General features: G+C 57.4%; 17 protein-coding genes and 1 pseudogene. 9 read left to right on the top strand and 9 right to left on the bottom strand.

The genetic code is table 11. The features are described 5' to 3' along the window. Positions 1–304 precede the first annotated feature (304 nt). Complete coding sequence (locus tag J2T21_RS04555; protein WP_307578941.1) at positions 305–1,021, top strand: hypothetical protein; 717 nt, start codon at positions 305–307, stop codon at positions 1,019–1,021. A gap of 323 nt (positions 1,022–1,344) precedes the next feature. Beyond that, positions 1,345–1,626, top strand: coding sequence for a hypothetical protein (locus J2T21_RS04550; RefSeq protein WP_307578938.1), 282 nt, complete (start codon positions 1,345–1,347; stop codon positions 1,624–1,626). A gap of 7 nt (positions 1,627–1,633) precedes the next feature. Here the strand turns inward: J2T21_RS04550 and J2T21_RS20835 are convergent, their stop codons facing one another. Together J2T21_RS20835 and J2T21_RS04545 are read right to left on the bottom strand one after the other, a co-directional pair. After that, the gene (locus J2T21_RS20835; RefSeq protein ID WP_373457891.1) at positions 1,634–2,116 is read right to left on the bottom strand and encodes a DUF1643 domain-containing protein; all 483 of its coding nucleotides are present in this window, start codon (positions 2,114–2,116) and stop codon (positions 1,634–1,636) included. Positions 2,117–2,128: 12 nt separating this feature from the next. Further along, the gene (locus J2T21_RS04545; protein ID WP_307578935.1) at positions 2,129–3,118 is read right to left on the bottom strand and encodes a DNA-methyltransferase; all 990 of its coding nucleotides are present in this window, start codon (positions 3,116–3,118) and stop codon (positions 2,129–2,131) included. Between the two features lie 215 nt (positions 3,119–3,333). On the opposite strand from J2T21_RS04545, the gene J2T21_RS04540 reads away from it, so the two are divergent. From J2T21_RS04540 to J2T21_RS04520, 5 genes are all read left to right on the top strand, one after another. Next, positions 3,334–3,957, top strand: a complete 624-nt coding sequence (locus J2T21_RS04540) for a hypothetical protein (RefSeq protein ID WP_307578934.1) — start codon at positions 3,334–3,336, stop codon at positions 3,955–3,957. A gap of 212 nt (positions 3,958–4,169) precedes the next feature. Further along, positions 4,170–6,086: a DEAD/DEAH box helicase family protein gene (locus J2T21_RS04535; protein ID WP_307578932.1), complete on the top strand. Its 1,917-nt coding sequence runs from the start codon at positions 4,170–4,172 to the stop codon at positions 6,084–6,086. Further along, positions 6,087–6,302 (top strand): hypothetical protein, encoded by a 216-nt coding sequence (locus tag J2T21_RS04530; RefSeq protein WP_307578930.1) that lies wholly within the window; start codon positions 6,087–6,089, stop codon positions 6,300–6,302. After that, complete coding sequence (locus J2T21_RS04525; protein WP_307578928.1) at positions 6,286–8,238, top strand: AAA family ATPase; 1,953 nt, start codon at positions 6,286–6,288, stop codon at positions 8,236–8,238. The genes J2T21_RS04530 and J2T21_RS04525 overlap by 17 nt, the downstream gene beginning before the upstream one ends. Beyond that, complete coding sequence (locus tag J2T21_RS04520; RefSeq protein WP_307578925.1) at positions 8,231–8,596, top strand: hypothetical protein; 366 nt, start codon at positions 8,231–8,233, stop codon at positions 8,594–8,596. The genes J2T21_RS04525 and J2T21_RS04520 overlap by 8 nt, the downstream gene beginning before the upstream one ends. Before the next feature lie 102 nt (positions 8,597–8,698). Here J2T21_RS04520 and J2T21_RS04515 read toward each other — a convergent pair whose 3' ends face one another. From J2T21_RS04515 to J2T21_RS04495, 5 genes and pseudogenes are all read right to left on the bottom strand, one after another. Beyond that, entirely contained in the window at positions 8,699–9,001 is a 303-nt protein-coding gene (locus J2T21_RS04515) for a hypothetical protein (RefSeq protein ID WP_307578923.1), read from the bottom strand. A gap of 2 nt (positions 9,002–9,003) precedes the next feature. Continuing rightward, positions 9,004–9,408 (bottom strand): hypothetical protein, encoded by a 405-nt coding sequence (locus J2T21_RS04510; protein WP_307578921.1) that lies wholly within the window; start codon positions 9,406–9,408, stop codon positions 9,004–9,006. 12 nt (positions 9,409–9,420) lie between these two features. Continuing rightward, complete coding sequence (locus tag J2T21_RS04505) at positions 9,421–9,837, bottom strand: hypothetical protein (RefSeq protein ID WP_307578919.1); 417 nt, start codon at positions 9,835–9,837, stop codon at positions 9,421–9,423. A gap of 81 nt (positions 9,838–9,918) precedes the next feature. Beyond that, positions 9,919–10,908, bottom strand: coding sequence for a DUF4192 family protein (locus J2T21_RS04500; protein ID WP_307578917.1), 990 nt, complete (start codon positions 10,906–10,908; stop codon positions 9,919–9,921). A 1,303-nt stretch (positions 10,909–12,211) separates the two neighbouring features. Next, positions 12,212–13,118: pseudogene (locus J2T21_RS04495) on the bottom strand (IS982 family transposase). Positions 13,119–13,673: 555 nt separating this feature from the next. Between J2T21_RS04495 and J2T21_RS04490 the strand changes: the two are divergent. Continuing rightward, positions 13,674–14,630 (top strand): IS110 family transposase, encoded by a 957-nt coding sequence (locus J2T21_RS04490; RefSeq protein WP_307578915.1) that lies wholly within the window; start codon positions 13,674–13,676, stop codon positions 14,628–14,630. Here the strand turns inward: J2T21_RS04490 and J2T21_RS04485 are convergent. Further along, entirely contained in the window at positions 14,627–15,874 is a 1,248-nt protein-coding gene (locus tag J2T21_RS04485) for an NAD(P)/FAD-dependent oxidoreductase (RefSeq protein WP_307578914.1), read from the bottom strand. The genes J2T21_RS04490 and J2T21_RS04485 overlap by 4 nt on opposite strands. A gap of 184 nt (positions 15,875–16,058) precedes the next feature. Here J2T21_RS04485 and J2T21_RS04480 point away from each other — a divergent pair, with 184 nt between their 5' ends. Then, positions 16,059–16,253 carry a hypothetical protein gene (locus J2T21_RS04480; protein ID WP_307578911.1) on the top strand — a complete coding sequence of 65 codons (195 nt, stop codon included), beginning with the start codon at positions 16,059–16,061 and terminating at the stop codon, positions 16,251–16,253. Positions 16,254–16,325: 72 nt separating this feature from the next. Here the strand turns inward: J2T21_RS04480 and J2T21_RS04475 are convergent, their stop codons facing one another. Beyond that, positions 16,326–17,240 carry an ABC transporter substrate-binding protein gene (locus J2T21_RS04475; RefSeq protein ID WP_307578909.1) on the bottom strand — a complete coding sequence of 305 codons (915 nt, stop codon included), beginning with the start codon at positions 17,238–17,240 and terminating at the stop codon, positions 16,326–16,328. Between the last annotated feature and the right edge of the window lie 20 nt (positions 17,241–17,260).

The following is a 17,260-nucleotide window of genomic DNA, read 5'->3' as shown; positions in this document are numbered from 1 at the left end:
CGGTCGCACGATGCCCCCTTCTGTTTTGTGGCATTCGCTGGGCTACAGGTCCCGAAGGCAGGAGACACATATCCCTAGAGTTCTGAGACAGCCTACGAGGTCGTCCGAGCCCGGGAGTTCTTCGTCTCGTAGGCGTCAACAGCGCGCGTGCTGGTGAAGTCGATGCCCCGATAAATTCCGTTTTGCACTCCTTCACCGGGCAGTTCACCGAATTGGGCTAACACGACATCCTTCCCGAAGCAGCAATTCGTAAGAGTCAGGGGATCGATCCAAGCCTTGCTTTCTACCCGTATAAGCTTTGACTGTGCAATCCAAGGACAATCAGGACGAGCCTGGGCTCAAACCAGACATCAAGCGCTTTCTCGCCGTACTAGGTCTTCCGTTATTGGTCCAGATCGGTGCTGTCACTCCACTCTTCGAGAACAGTCGTTTCTTCGCGGAGGGCGGGTGGTGGGATTCATTGAGTGGTCTGCATCAGTTTCTTTTTGTCCTCCTCGGCTGGGGAATTTGGATCGTCGGAGTGACGGTCTTGGCACTTCTGCTCTCATTCTTTTCCCGCCGATGGCGGCAGAATTTTTGGCTGCCTGGAGCCAGGCTACTTAGAGGGGCCATTAGTTGGCTCGGATTGCGACTTGTGAGTCGCACTGACATGAACCGACTGATAGAGCAGGAGGGAAAAGTTAGAGCAAAGAGGGAAGCTGACGCGGTTCCTCCGAAGGGAAGACACGGCAGACTGGCGGGTCAGACGATTTACGGGAGGATCAGCACTCACCGCAACCTCAACGATTTGTCTCTTCTGGTCAAGTGGAGAAGCAGTGGATTAGTGCTCGGAAAGCTCATACCTTGTCCTGGGGACATCTGGGAAGTTCACTACGGTCGTCTTGAGAAAAGAGGCTTTCAACCGCAGTTTTTGAAAGAAGAGAATTTAGGTCGGGTAGAAGCCCCCTGGGAAGGTGTTGATCTGTTGCGGCGGCGGGACCTGCAAAAGGGTTTGGGCATCCAACAGACTCATCACGACTAGACCCAGAGAACCCCTACGGCAGAGAGCATCCTCTACCGAGCTGCATCCATTTACCCGACACCCTGCACCGGAATTGAAATAGACCCGTGCAAGTGGCCTTTAGCTGAAGCCACAGACTGCAAAGAACCCTGCCACGCCGGTGGATTTGGTGCGTGAAGTGAAAGCCGAATTGGAGCTGGCCACCCCGTCGTTCGGGTCCCGACTGTATTGCCTTGGAGGAAATGGTCGCGCACAACCGCGCCGAGGTCCGAATTCATGTTGCTTTCAGTTCGACGGCTAACGCGGATCTGCTTGCCCTGCTGGGTGGAGAATGAAACGTCCAAATGAAGCGCGCCATCGCGGCGAACCCGAACACCCCCGCCGCAGTCCTGGGCTCACTCGCCGACGACAACGACGAACAAATTCGCCAGGCAGTCACCTTCAATGGCGCAACGCCGTGGACTCTCCTTGCGGAGCTGGTAGGCCGCAGCATCGACCTCGCCATCCTCGTCGCCATGAACCCCGCGGCCCCGGTGCCGTCCTTGCCGCTCTTGCGCGAGACGACAATCCACTTGTTCGGTTTGTCGCCAACCGCAGTCGACAAGCTAGCGTTATTGCGAGGCTAAATCCTACCTAAGTAAAATCAGCCAAATCGACAGTGCTTAGGACCGATGAAAGGCGTAGTTCAAGAGTTTCGCCCACAGCCCTCTGATATTTATCACTGACATATTGGTGCCATCTAGATGGGTGGCGGGGTGTGCCCCCAACAGTCCAGAGCTTGTCGAACCCTTGGTCCATTGCCGACTGTGCAAGCCAGGCCACCTGTGATTTCCTCATCCGAGCAGCTTCTCCTGTCAGTCCACTGATCCCCCACGCTCCCATCAACACGTCAGCGCTGTCCAGTGCGTTCAGTAGCTGTTCCCTGGATTGGGTCCATCCTTCTGGACATTTTCCAATGACGTTGATGTCTTCCACGGAGCGGGTGGGCTCCGAGAATAGATTTGCTATCAAGACGGAATCGCATGCCAGTGCTAGGCGTGCCGCTTCAACATGACGCAGGGAAGCAACCCCTGAGGTGAGAGGTGGATTGAGTAATACGGCAAGAAGCCTGGTCATATGGCAGGTCGTCTATCCGGATGTTTTAGGGCTGAGCTCAGCGGAAGACCCGGCAACGATTTGTTCTACTACTAAGCGCTTCGAGTCGGCGGCCATATCCGGAGGCAAGAAACGAATTGCTGATAGTGCAGCATAGGAACGATCCAGCTCGAAGCTCAACCACTTCCGATTCAACTTCTCGGCGGCCATGCCGGTGGTATTTGAACCACCGAAAAAGTCCACAACTAAGTCTCCGGGATCGGTCAGCATTTCAATGAAAAATGCCGGGAGCTTCTCAGGGAAACGCGCCGGGTGACCGACTAACCCCATTGCTTTGCAATCTCGCAAGTACTGATCGTTGGACTGGCTGTTTGGTATGGACAAGAGATTTCCAGGGAGGGCCCCACCGTTATCGATTCCAAAGGCCTCACCGATCTTGTGTTCGGAAGGCCGATCTTTAGGTGTGTAGTGCTTGGCCGGGTTCTCCAGCAGCTTTTTCATGGACTTTGAGTACGGAACACGGACCCGGCCAACGTCCGCTTTGGGAAATTCACTCTTTGACAGCCACCAGACTGTATTGACGGAGTCCTTGGCACGAATCTTGCGCTTATTCACCCACTCAATGGGAGAAGGGAGTTTGGAAGTGTTGTGCCAATAGAATTCCTCAGCGAGGAAGTATCCAAGGTCATCGACAAATGCCAACAGGGCCCGAAACTGATGCAGGGATCGGACGGGAGAGCCCTTCTGATAGGCGCCGCCGATGTCGATCACTAAGCTACCTGTAGGTTTCAGGGCGTCAAAAGCAAGTTTGGCAAACTGAACCAGCCACGCTACGTATTGCTCCTGGTCCTCGTTTCCATACGCTTTCTTCCGGAGGAGAGGAAACGGCGGACTGGTAACGAACAAGTCCACGCTCTCTGGTGGCAAGTGACTGAGCAGCTCTAGACTGTCACCGCAGGCTTGGGCTCCGAGCGAAGTCGTGTAACAGATCCGTTCGGACATTTCATCCAATATTTCTTGCATGAGCTTCCTTCAGTAGATCTGCGACATCTCAGCTTAGCCGTTCCAAGCATCGTTCCTCCGGAGGGGCATCTGGATGAGATCAATCTCAAAGAGGCCAGATCGATCTCTACTACGCCAATCCTGGCTATTCCTGTGGTCAATACGGATAAATCCCGAATCAGCTGAGACACTGAGATTCATAATTCATCAAGCGATTTGGGACTGGGGGAACCGCCATGGCACTTTTCGATCCGTCATGGGTGACCGTACCCGACGCCATTTTCCGTTCGGCGCTTCCGGACAAGGGAACTGCCACCACGGTTCAATTGCATCGAGTCCTGATTAGGGCTTTATCTAGCTCCTTGTCCGAGATTCCAGACGAAGAAACGCTCAAGCAGAAGCCACTCATTGTTAAGACCGAGCTTCCACTTCCCCACTCGCTTCGTTTCTACATATATAACGCTACCCAGCATGCCTCCGAACGGCAGTTGGGTACCTTCAAAATTCAGCTCACCTCCGGCATTCAGAAGGTTGTAGAAGGTAGCTCGCGGTATGAATTCGACCGCAGTCTGGGCGTCCGCCCCATAGTAGTGGGGTATCACCTCGAACTGGATGTCTTCATTTTGTGGGATACGGACCTTCATGATGCGGGGGCTGGATTCCCGTTCTCCAAGAGCATTCAGGCTCCGCCGGAAGTCGTCTTCGGGGCCTTGTCCGCAGGATTGGCCGAGGGGGAGCGCCGGCTAAAGGGGATGCGAGTCAGCGAAACTATAGTGTGCGCTCGACCGGCGCGGCTGGTTGAGGCATTGTCGCTGCGCCTTCAACGGTCGACGGAAACTCTTCTCAAAGGGGGGATCTGATGCTCAGGGCGATAGGAGACCTGAAAACCGAGTACTCCAGTGAATCGGACGACATAGCAAGGGATTTCTACGGACCGTGCTATCGGCACGCCACGACTTACGACCGGATCACGGGATTCTTCAGCTCGACGGTTTTTCATCTGCTGCACGGGTCGTTGGGCACCTTTTTCCAAACTAACGGCGGGAGGATGCGAATTCTATGCTCTCCAAGGATGAGTTCGAATGATGCCGATGGGCTCGTCTACGGCTATGCGGCGCGGAACGATACCGAGCTCTCCGAAATGCTCCGCTGTGAGCTCCGAGATCTTCTTGCTTCTCCCGCGGCAGACGGAGCTAAGTTGTTTGCCGCCCTGGTAGCCAACGGGCTTCTGGATCTACGGCTGGCCAAAGTCGCCCTGCACACCGCTTCCAGCAGCAAAAGCATGTTTCATGACAAAGTTGGCTTGTTTCGGGACTCCGCCGGCGACAGCGTCGGATTCAGAGGTTCCCTCAACGAGACGTACCTGGGGCTTTCTAGGCATGGGAATATTGAATCCATCGATGTCTGGCCATCCTGGGCCGGTGGAAGGGACGCCGAGCGGGTCGCAAAAGCCGTCGGAAGATTCGAGGACATTTGGGATTCGAAGGTCCCCGGCGTCACCGTTGTGGGTTTGCCCGACGACATCCGCCGTGAGATCGAGATCGTGGCGAAGGATGTCGACCTTGAAGCATTCCTTCGGGACGCTTCCGTCTCGAAAGCCAACGCTGCAAAACTCGAAGTCGGTGGGATCGAACTCCGAGACCATCAGGGGGCGGCCTTCAGGGCATGGCAAGCCAATGGCCACCAAGGCATATTTGCGCATGCCACTGGCTCCGGAAAAAGCGTCTCGGGCCTATATTGCGCTCAACAAGCGATCCGGGGCGGCCTCATCCCCATCATTCTGGTGCCGTCCAAGCTACTACTCGAGCAATGGGCCGTACAAGCACGCGAGGTCTTAGGTGCAAAGGTCATCTCCGTCGGTGCTGGACATAACAGATGGCGCACAGCGCCCATCCTCAGGGCGGCCATGGAGAACCATGAGACGAACCGACCGTACGTCATCGTCGCAGTGCTCAACAGCGCATCCACGCCGATGTTCAGGGCCCAGGTACAGCGGGGCGTGGATAAGGCCTTCGTTCTCTTTGATGAGTCTCATCGAGCCGGAAGCCTGCAGTACAGGGAACTGCTTGAATGGCTAACGGCACCTCAGCGATTAGGTCTGAGCGCAACTCCGAACCGAGCAAACGATCCCGAAGGAACGCTGGCCGTCTCCAACTATTTCGACGGCACCGTGCATCGATACACCCTGAAGAATGCCCTAGATGACGGGGTTCTGGCTAAGTATGAATACCATCCACAGTGGGTCAGTCTCACCGAGGAAGAACAAGAACGCTGGGATATTCTGACGACGGAAATACGCCGGCGCACAGCAATGGATAGATCATCTGACGCAACCGCCCCTATGTCCGACCAGCTAAAGATGAAGCTCATTGAACGGGCGCGCATAGCTAAGTCTGCATCGCGCAAGATCCCCGCAGCGATCCGCACTGTCGTTGAAAACTACAAGCCGGATGAGAAACAAAAGTGGCTTATCTACTGTGACAACCAAGTGCAAGTAGAGGAACTACGGGTGGGTCTCAACGACCTCGATATAACAGCCTGGGCTTACCACAGCGCCATGACCGGCGACCCGATAAACACCTTGCGTATGTTCGATTCAGAAGGGGGAATCATCATTTCGATCAAGTGCCTCGACGAGGGAGTAGACATCCCCTCGGCTACGCATGCACTTGTCATCGCTTCGTCGCGCAACGAGCGAGAGTTCATCCAACGTCGAGGAAGGATTCTCAGGAAAGCACCCAATAAAACCATCGCGACTTTGGTGGACATCTTGGTGCTCCCCGACGAAGTTCAGCGAACAGACTCTTCATGGCCTCTCGTCGTCGGCGAACTCGCGCGGGCTTCTCAATTCGCGGCCTGGGGACTGAACACAGACTCGGTATCAAAAATTGAAGCGAAGATCATTGACATGGGCATCCAACTTGAAGAACTCAGTGAGCTCATGAAAGCAGGATATGAAGAAGATGAAGAATCAATTGAGGGGGATTAGTTGAAGAGCGATTCATCAGAACTGTATTTGACGGTTCAAGAAGTCCGAGAAAGGAATTTTCCAGGTCTGGACGCAAGGCTGGTGGAAGATCTCCTGAATATCCAGGTGAATTTCTCGGCGGATGCTGCAGAAGCCAAAAAGCAAAGCGACAAAATCATCAACGCTTGGGCTGCCGGCCGCGTGGAAAAGGGAGACCTGAATGTTGACACTAAATAGCCTCACGATGCGGGACTTCGGTCCTTACAAGGGCGAACAAACGATTTCATTTTCTCGGGATCGCGGTGTCTATATTGCGTACGGTCCAAACGGCAGGGGCAAAACGACCCTCCACAACGCATTCCGTTATGCCCTCTACGGGGAGATTTTGCGCCGAAACAGAGTCGAGCAGGCTAGTGAACTGGCCAATTCGGAGTCCCGCAAGGAACGGGGATATGGGTCGTTTGCGACCGTGCTGGAATTCACCAGCGACGCTTTAAATTACCGGCTCACTCGAAACTATGACGACCGGAAAAATCCCCAAGAATCCATCCTGCTCGAGCGGGATGGCTCCGTTCTCCCCCAAGATGTGACAGACAAGGTGATGAACCAGCTGGCTCCGCGCTCAGTCAGTCAATTCTTTTTGTTCGATGGGGAGTTACTGCGGAAGTACGAAGCACTCTTGGACAACGATTCGCCGGAGGGACAGGACCTTGAGAAGGAAATCGAACGAGTTTTGGGTATCCCCCTCGTTAGCCAGGCCAGGGAACACGTCTCAGAATATAGGAGATCAGCGGCCCGCAGGCTCGCAGAAATAGCCAAAACAGAGGACGAAACGAAGCGGCTCGGCGCAGCCCTCACGACAGCCGAAGATTACAAAGCCAGTTATCAGCGGTCTGCCCAAGAAATCGTAAAGGAGCTAGAAGCGGCGCAGGCACGCTTCGACGAACTCGAAGAGCTCCTCCGATCCCACCAACAGAGCGAAGGCCTATTGGACAAGCTTGATTCACTGCGCCAAGGACTCAAACGAACCGAAGATGGCCAGGTCCTGGCCCGGCAAGCACTGAATGAACTTTCCCCGGACCTTTGGAAACTACTGATCTCAGCCCGGGCTAAGAAGCACGTCGACCACTTGACTACCCAGATCGAAAAATACGAGACGGACCTGGGCAACGCCCAAGCACTGGACCGGGACCTAAAACATCTTGATCTCCATTCAGACTGCCCCGTTTGCCATAGAGGGACGGACCCACATCTTAGGGAACAACTAATCGCCGAGCTGCAGGATGGACTTGGTGGTCTCAACAGTGAAGATCTGCACGTAAACCTTGAGATATCGCGACGTTCCAAGCAAAAATGGAGTTCCTTCAGCTCCATCGATAGAAGACTAGTGACCGACAGGGATAAGGCCCTTCGTGACTTACAGCTGGAACAACACGAGATTCTCGAAGAGATGGCTGAGATCGAGGCAAAGCTGAGTAACATCGGCGAGGATAAAATCCGCCAGCTGAAAAGCGAGCGGGACCAACGCAGGATCCAGCTTTACCGGGACAACGAGAGACATCAAGACCTGAATAAGAAGGTCGCCGAGCAAGATGCCTCTATCCAGCTAATCATTCGCAACATTCGCAGCCACGCCAGTAAGACCGACCCTTCGGTCATCCTTAAAGAACAAGTCGCAGCCGAACTCCTCAAACTCTTCGATGAGTCCATCACTGCGTACCGCGCCAAACTCCGCAATAAAGTAGAGCAGCGTGCCTCCGAGGTCTTCATTGATTTGGCCGCGGAACCTGACTATCGAGGCCTCGCCATCACCGAAGGCTATGGTCTCCAGATACTGGGACCAGATAATGAAGTCGTCACCGGACGATCGGCGGGCTATGAACATCTTGTCGCCCTTTCGCTGATAGCAGCTCTTCAGGACAGTGCAGCCGTGCGAGGTCCTGTCATCATGGATTCACCCTTCGGACGGTTAGATAGCGACCACACTGCCCACGTGGTTGCCGCTCTCCCGAAGATGGCTAGACAAGTCGTTCTACTCGCATTCGAAGGCGAGTTCGATCGACAAGAAGCCGTGGATGCACTCGGTGCGAATTTGATAAGCGAGTACTCGTTGGAACGAATTTCCGTGCGTCACACGGAAATAGCTAAGCAAGGGAGCCAAGTCAATGTCTGACCTGAGGAACATCGCATTGACGATCGAAGCAGACGCTTGCGTGGAGGACTTGAAAAGGGTTCTTGCTCTGGAGGACCAGATGTCACTCATCCGCTTGGGTTTTGCCTATGCAATAGAAAAAGGACTGTCCCCGGAGCGGGATATCTCGACGGGGACACCGGGCGGAGCCAACTACGTCAGTTCAAACCTCGATGATGAGGGACTGATGGCCTTCATAGTTCAGGAAACGCACCCCGTACATGCTTCCGAGCCCTATAGAGTCGTCCAAATCCTGATGAGCAAAGGGCTGAGACGCCTAGCCTTGGACATCAGTCAGGGCCACATTGGCAGTGTTGGAGATATCTTCGACCAAGTCTAAGGACGCGCAGGATTCAGTTTGCCCGCTGCACGGACAATGACGCGGACACCCTTTTGGTCGTCAACGCCGTCTTTGGCTGTTTTGGTTTGTGGTGCGGCCGGTTCAGGTGGGTTGCTGAGCCGGTGGTCCGGGGGCGGGCCAGGGCAGGTCCTCGAGAATCTGCCACAGCGCGGCACCGTCCTTTTCGGTGAGGGAAATGCCCGGCAGCACGTCCAGGGCGAGTGCCTGCAGGTACTTGGCGACGGTGACCGTGGCCTCGGCGTAGGCGGTATGGCCGTCTTGGCCGGCGGCGATGATGGCGGCACATTTTTGCGCTTGGTGGCGGGTCAGGCGGACCGGGACGTTGTCCAGCTCGTCGTGGGCGTTGAGTAGTTCCTGGTACTTATCGGGGTCCAGCGTTCCCATGGTTAGCCGCCGGTGTTTTCGCGTCGGAGTTCTTCCAGACGGCGGCGCTCCTCGGCGGTTCGGTATCCTTGCCCGCCGATGGCGTTTTGGCTCTTGGCCAGTTCCTCGCCCATTTGCTGGGCCAGCTTTGCGGCCCGGGGGAGGTGTTCCCCGTCCAGGGTGACGCTGACTGCTGGGTCTTTGCCCTCGTATTCGGTGACGTCGTATTCCTCGAGCGATTTCACCAGTCCCTGGGCGAGCTGTTCGGAAATCTGGGGCAGGAAGCTGCCGAAGTTTTTGAGGATTCCCAGGATCCCGTACACCACCGGTGCCGGGTGGGTTCCCAGGGTGAGGTGGGCCAGGGCGCGCAGTGCGTCGTAGGTGGTGTCGGCTTCCTGCACCGCCGCGGGGGTCTTGTCATCGTCCATGATCGTGGTCTCCTAGTTCCTTGGTCCGAGTTCTGTTCTCACCATATCGGTGGGGCACCAGGTGCCCACGAGTTCCCCGGTGTCGTCGGTCCAGGCGACGTGCACCAGGTGTGTGGTGCGGGCGGTGACTTCAACCGGAAGGACCAGGTTTCCGCTGTTGGTGGGGATCTCGGCGGTGGCCCGGTGGTGCGGCACTGCTTGGGCCGGTGCGTCGCCGGGGTAAAAGCGTATGAGTTCGTACGCGGTGCCTTGGTGGGTGAAGGTGTCGTGGTTTCCCCGTGCCGGGGTGTCCGGGGCGCGCAGCGCCCTGGTGCGGCGGCCGGGGGAGCTTGCGGAGGAGGCCGCCGCCGAATTCTGTAGCCGCGGCTCCCAAGGGGATTCATTGCGGAGCTGCGTGGGGTGGTGGCCAAAGGCCATGTCGATGCTCATGTGTGGGTCTCCCTTTTGGGTGTGAGTGTAGCTAAGTGGGGCGACGTTTTGGAACGTCGCCCCACTTAGCTGGTGGTTGGGCTAGCGCTTGGTGCTGGCTGACCTCGGGAGTTCGCCGGTGTTGATCATTTTGATCAACAGGGTGGTGAGGCGGTGCTCGGGGTCGGCTTCAAGTGCGAGGGCCAGGAATTTCATGGCTTCGCTTCCCTTGCCGTCGATCCAGCGTATCCATCCGACTCCGGCCAGTAGGTCGGTGCGGCTGGCTTCGGGGATGAATTCCAGCGCGGTATAGACTGCGTCGGCACCCGTGAGGAAGAATTCCCAATCTTCCGGTGCTTTCTCCCCCATCAGGACGGCGCTAATCGTTTCGGCGTCGTCGCTGGTGGTGGCCAGCGAGGCGAACAGCAGGTCGCGCACGTTCTTGTTGGTGCAGATCCCGGCCAGCCATGCGGCGTGCGCGGGGGTGACGCTCCCGTTGTGGCGGTAGCCGCCGACCATGTCGGCCAGCGTGCCGCGCACCACGGTGCGGGTTTCGGCCTCCTCGAAGCCCATGTGGCGGGCGTCATTGATGAATTTCTCGAGGTCGCTGATGCTGGCCGGGGTGGTGCAGGCCGGGATGTCTGCGGCCATCTTGGCGGCCTTGGTGGTGCTGACCATCAAGGCGAGTGCCGCGTTGGATTCGGCCACGGTGGAGAATTCCACCGCGTCGGTGGAGTCGCCGTCGTAGTCCATGACCCATCCATCGGTGATGAGCACCGAGTTCCTGATGGGGCATCCCGCGCGGGCCAAGGTATCGCCCAACGCGCGGAACTGCTGGGTGGTCATGGACTTTTCGTTCTCGAAGCTCAACAGGATAACGCTGTAGGCATCACTCACGCGTTGAACGTACGTGGTGATTTGCTGTGCCCATTCCTCGGCGGGTGCTTTGGGGAGGGCGTCCACGCGCAGGGTGGCCAGCAGTCCGTTGTCGTTCGTCAGCATGAGAACCACCGACGAAGTGGGGATGAAGCCGATTCCGTGGATGGCGACTGCCGTGACCTCGGCCATGGTGGTTGCTTCGATGCTTTCCATGGTTGTTTTCCTCAATCTGTGGATGAGGGGGGATCGCGGAACCAGCCCCGCGCTTTGTCTCTCCCCCGCGTTTTTTTGGTTGCTGGCGAAATGAAATGAGCGGACCGAGCACCAAGGAGCAGCAACCCTTTAGGGCAGGCCGGCCAATTGTTTGTCCGGAAATAAGCGCAGCGCCGGACACAGAATTTGCCGGGCTGGCCCCGCAGCGCAGCAAGGGGCTTGTGCCCTTGGTGTCGGGACATAAACTCCGAAGGACAGCAACCGAAAAAGGCGACGGCCGCAGGCCGGCACCTGATGCGCCGGAGGCGGATCAGGTCAACAGCCGGCCGCGCAGCGGACACCCGGTCCCTGGATGCGAGCGAGTACCCAGGACTCCTCCCTCCGGTGAGCTGGACACGGTGCGCCGCACACATGGATTGCAAGATCGCGACAACATGCAGCCCTATAGATCCGTTTGTCTTAGCAGCCGATTACCTTGATGACATCGAAACCGTGTGCGAAGCCCACGGACTCTCCTTTCGTGAGGCGGTGAATCCGATTTTCTTCTGGGTAGAACTACGGCTGAGACTCATCATCGCAAGTCTTTCTTGCTTGTTCGGCCGGCTCTATTTACAAGCCGAAGCTTGCGTAGCGTCTAGCGGGCGGGGAACGGGCGGCGAACCGGCCCGACTCGCCCTATTTGGCCGAAGGCAACAGCCGGCCGCGCAGCGGACGCCCGGTTCCTGGGTGCGAGCAATGGAGTGCCCAGGACTCCCTGAAACCCCCGGAATTCCGCGGGGAGTAGATGATCTATTACTCATTCACTCAAACGAGTGCGTGAGCACAAGACGTGCTCCGGGCAACGCGCGCCACCCACTGCGCCCGCTCCGTTGCGCTCCTGATGAGCATGATGTGGCCCGCTCCAACTAAACTGATGGAGTGGCATTCCACCCCCATATGAGGACCTGCTGCGTGACGTACTGGTTCACGGCTTGTCTGCAGGGGGCTCAGCAGGAGTGGAATTGCGCGTGAAATTCGAAGATGTGGGAGGGGGTGAGATAAGTGAAGAAAGACGGGGCAAGCTGCGCTGAATGCTGTGCAGGAAAGGGAAAAGCCACAACCATCGGCTTAGTCGTTTCGGGACTCCGGCTGGTCGTGGCTGTTCCACAGTTCATTTCAACCATTTGGTCAAGGACTGAATAATCATCAGTAGGCCCGGTATTACCAGTACCGGGCCTACACCCTTTGCAGGATGTAGCCATATGGTTATCTCAATCTTACAGGCGCATCCTTTTTGCGCCTAGATGATTAAGTCGTATTCATTTCAGTGGCCGTAGGCGGTCAGGGACCGTTTTCGGGGCGCGTTGGTATTCCAGTTGTGCCAGATTCCGGCCGCGAGGGCCAGGAGCTTTGAAGCGATGCGGGCATAAAGCCCGTCGAGGGTCCGGGCACCGTGATATTCCAGCCCAAGCTGACCCTTGAGGGTGTCAAAGACGGACTCGGTCCACTGTCGGATGCCCCCGAACTTCCCGAACCGGGGCTTTTCGTCCTTGCGGTCCGGCCGCACCAGGTTGGCGCCGAGGTCCTCGGTGATGAACCGCTCGAAGTCCTTTCCGGCGAAGCCCTTGTCGGCAAGGATGACCTGCCCATCCCGGACCAGATGGTGGTCGTGGCGCAGCAACGCCTCGGTGACTTCGCGTTCGCCGAGTTTCGGTTTGGCCAGTCCCCAAATCACCGGCATGCCCTCCGGGGTGCTGATCAGGTACAGGCGGAAGCCCCCAGAAATAGCGCGAATGCGAGGCGCAGAAACCGTAGCCGGCGTGTCCGGCCAGATCGGAGCGCTTGACGGTTTCACGGCTGGTGCCGCACGGGACCGGGGTGGGATCCAGCAGCCGGAGGACCTCGTGCCAGGATTCGGTGTCCTTGGCCAGGGCGGTGATCACCGCACTGATCAGTGTTCCAGCAGCCCTGACCCGCTTGTTGTAGCCGGACTGCTGCGGGATCCCGGGGAAGAAGCCCTGCAGGTGGGTGCGCGCATAGCGGACCCACCTGGCTTCGGAGGAATGCCTGTGCAAGAGGTGTTGGGCCACCACCAGGCACAGCAGCTCGGCGTCACTCAGGACGGCCTTGCGGCCGGGTTTGCTCAACCGGCCATATCCCAAATCCGGCAAGACACGGTCGGTCAGTAGGACGTAGAGTGTGGTCAGGAGAGTGTTGAGTTTTGGGTTCACATACGAGGCTTAACACTCTCCGCCCGATTTTAAAAGGCCTTTGGTCCAATATGAACCGGAGGCCCGTCTAATCCTCGGCACCGATTAGGACTTATTCATCTAGTGGCCTTGATCCACCGATCCGGTTGGGGCTGGCTGAATCCCAGTTTTTTGGTGGTGCGGTGTTTTTGGGCAGCGGTGGGGCCGGCTGTGTTTCGTCAACTTTAAGTCGACCATTAAAGCGGTAAGAATCAGGCCACTTGGGCCCGGAATCCTGCCATATAGGCATTTGGCCTATTTCTCTAATGGATAGTGGCAAGCCTGAGGCTGGCTGCCAGACTTGACCCACATGGGCCGGGCGTGACTCGATCTATTTCTGACCTGCTTGGAGGCAGTGTCTTTCTCATCACTTGTCCGCCCAACCCATGGGGGCCAGTCTGGCTCGCACGGTGGCCTGATAGAAGGTTGTCCGTCCCTCGGAACCCCCGCGGGATGTGACTCGTTAGAGAATGGCCTCGGCGCGATCCCACCCCGGCTGGCCGACCATCCTCCCATCTTGGGAAGGAAGCCACTGCCATGAGTGCAGTCCGGGAAAAATACACGAACATCGTCGGAGTGGACACCCACGCCCGCACCAACACTTACGCCATCCTCGTGGCAGCCACCGGCAGCCTTGTGGATACCGCCACGTTCCCCACCAGCGGACCGGGCCTCAAACGGGCCATCGCTTGGATCGACCGGCGCAGTGAACCGGGCAGGACTCTGGTGGCGATCGAGGGCACCAACTCCTACGGCGCCGGGCTGACCCGTGCCCTGCGAACCACGGAACTGGACCTTTGCGAGGTGCGTCCACCGCGCCGGACCTCGCGTGCGGGACGCGGCAAATCTGACGATATTGACGCCCTGGCAGCTGCCCGCACGGTGCTCGGCGACCAAGTTGAGGCCCTGCTGGATCCCCGGGCCGAGGGCAACCGCGAGGCCCTGCGGATCCTGCTCAACGCCCGGACCGTCATGGAACGACAGGGGACCGCCGACCGGCTGATGCTCACCTCCATGCTGCGGACCATGGACCTGGGCGTCGACGCCCGCCATGCCCTCACCGATGAGCAGGTCCTGATGGTCAGCCGTTGGCATGCCCGCCGCGACGACGACCTGTCGATAAGGATCGCCCGCGCCGAGGCCACGCGGCTGGCCACTGCAATCCGCCCGTTCCATGCCCAGCTCGTATCGAACCACCAGCAATTGCAGGAGGTCGTTGGCCTGATGGCTGCCGGCCTGCTGGACCTCTATGGGATCGGGCCGAGGCAATTCTCTAACGAGTCACATCCCGCGGGGGTTCCGAGGGACGGACAATCTTCTATCAGGCCACCGTGCGAGCCAGACTGGCCCCCATGGGTTGGGCGGACAAGTGATGAGAAAGACACTGCCTCCAAGCAGGTCAGAAATAGATCGAGTCACGCCCGGCCCATGTGGGTCAAGTCTGGCAGCCAGCCTCAGGCTTGCCACTATCCATTAGAGAAACAGCTGGGCTAGAACCGCACTTGGGGACGGTCCACTGCGCAAGCCCGAATATGTACAGGCAGCGGCTCGTTGCCAACGATCATTGCGACTGCGTCTCCGGTGACGGGAGCCAAAGTCAGTCCGAGGGTCCCATGACCGGTAGCAACGACGAGTCCATTCCGTCCTGGAACCGCCCCAATGTAGGGGACGCTGTCCGGCGTGCTGGTGCGCACCCCGCTCCAAACGTCAGCTTTCTTGATCGTTAGTTCCTTCAAAGCAGGAATGAAGTCCGAAGCTTCGTGGATGACGCTTTGCATTCGACGCAGGGAAGCGGGGCGCTTATGGCCAGCAAAATCAAAAGTTCCAACATAGCGTGTTCCGCCTTCGAACGGCGTGCAGGCTACCCTGGCTTCGTTCAATTTGATCGGTTGTCTTAGGCTCGGCCCGCCGCTGATGGTGACACTGCAGCCACGGCCCGGTTCCATCAGTAGCTTGACGCCCGCGGTGCGAAGGAGCCTTGCCGTCTCAGAGCCGGCCGCCACGACCACCTGTTGTGTTTCCATACGGCCACTGTCCGTCTCAAGAGACCAACCGCCTGGACGTTGCTCCAGTCGATGAACAAGCCGGTGCTCAATAATTTTTACGCCGGCATTGTGTAGCCACGCGGACAGTCCCGCCGTAAACGTTTCGGGTCGCACGCTCTTTTCGTCGGTAAGGTGGATACCTCCGGCAAGCCGTGGGTCGAGAGCGGGTTCAAGATCCTGAAGTTTCTCTGAGCCCAAAACACTAATTTTGCCCATGTTCCCTGCCTCACGGCCTTTTTCAAATGAAACCAAGAAATTCTCAATCTCGCTGTCCGTCCGGAACGGCAGAAGCAAGCCGTCGTCGTGGACTTCCATTTTGATCTCGGCGCGCAGTGACCCAAAGAGATCGAATGTCTGGGCATTCAACCCAAGGAGTGCACGCCTGGCTGTCGCAGACTCCGACCGAGAACTATTGCGGTAGAAGAGTGCAGCCCACTTCAGGAAATCCCAGTGAGGAAACGTTTGGAAGCGCGTGGCCCCGTGTGGATGGAACATCGACTTGATGGCGTCTTCAATGGCACCTGGGCTATTGAACGGAGCAGACAAAGCGGGAACGATCCATCCTGCATTCCCGCGAGAGGCCCCCTGCCCGCAAACCTGGCTATCGATGACTGTCACTTCATGGCCTGCCTTGGCTAAACTGTAAGCACTACAAAGACCAATGATGCCGCCCCCAATTACCGTGACGTTCATTTGGATCTGCCTCTTTCTGTGTTTTAGAAGTGCCCGTCAATTTTGCGGGCACCTGGAAGACGTCGGATTTTGCGGCGTGCGTGCAACGCACCAGATCTGTGGCAGGAAATACTTTAGGCACGAATCCAAGGTCGCAGTATCCTGGACCCTTCATAGCCACTAGGCTTATCATTTTGACGGCTTCATGCTGCTGCTGCTTCAGTTTGCTGAGTCATCTGCGAAGTTCGGTTCCTGCACCGGGTTAGACCCATCGTTCAGCATCGAGCGCTACCGGCTGCCTGAAACAAGGGCATGGGGAAACCTGCCTGTTGCTACCTGTGAGTTCGTTCAAGCCCTCGTGTCGCCACTGGCCGCCGCCGTGAAGCTGAGTGAAACATGAAGCTCGGCGAGGGCCCAAGTCCTTGCCTTGTGGCTTTGACTCGGACGCTCACGAGTTGCGCCTCGAGGAGGTCTAGCCGTTGGCGGGACCGCCACCATTGATCGGGAAGTCCGGAAGGGCCAGATCACTCACGCCATAACCTTCAAGCAACTTGGCGTAGTCTCCCTTTTCAACAATCTTGAAAAGAGCAGCTCGGAAAGCTTCCTGCAGCTTGACATCCTTCTTGTTGAAGACCGTCCCGTAGAGGATCGGCTTCGGGGAAGTGTAGATCTTCTTGAATGTCTCGGGGTTCTGCGAGACGTTATAAAGGACGGGCGGCGTATCGATCCAAGTCCCGTCTGCCTGCCCACTTGTTACCGCGAGGATTGAGGTACCGCCGTCAGAATAGCTTGTGCTTTGCACCTCCGGTTTCCCGTCTTCCACGCAGCCCTTGGAAACGTCTTCGAGGAGCCCCTGCTGCTGAGTGCCCTTGACGTATCCAATGCGTTCCCCGCAAAGATCGCTAAGTTCGACTGAATCCGACTGGTAACTCTTGGCCGCAAGGATCGAGGTGCTTGCGTTAAGAATATCGATGAAAGTCGCCTTCTCCTGGCGTTCCTTGAAGTCGCCGATCGAGGCAACCACGTCAATCCGGCCGGACTCTAAGCCCGGAATGAGCGCGTCGAAGTCGGTAAGTTCCATCTCAGTATCCAACCCGAGCAAGTCCGCCGCTGCTTGGACCAACTGTGGCGCCAAGCCCGTAATGTTGCCTTCCGCATCCGTAAACTTCATCGGTGGTACGTCGGGGTTGACGCCAACGGACAACGTGCCGCCATCTTGGAGATTTTGCGGGAGCATAGCGACAAGTTCCGGGTCGGCTTCATACCGAGGCGCTTCGACCTTCGCACTGCTTCCTGCACCTGCTGGTTCCTCAACCGGGTTTGCGCAGCTAGTGAACGACAATGCCGCAACGACGGATAGGCCTAGCACCAGATTGATTCGTTTCATGTTGACTCCTAAAATATGGT

The sequence above is a fragment of the Paeniglutamicibacter psychrophenolicus genome (genome assembly GCF_030812255.1).
Lineage (GTDB): Bacteria > Actinomycetota > Actinomycetes > Actinomycetales > Micrococcaceae > Paeniglutamicibacter > Paeniglutamicibacter psychrophenolicus_A.
This window is presented reverse-complemented; position numbering and strand designations above follow the sequence as displayed.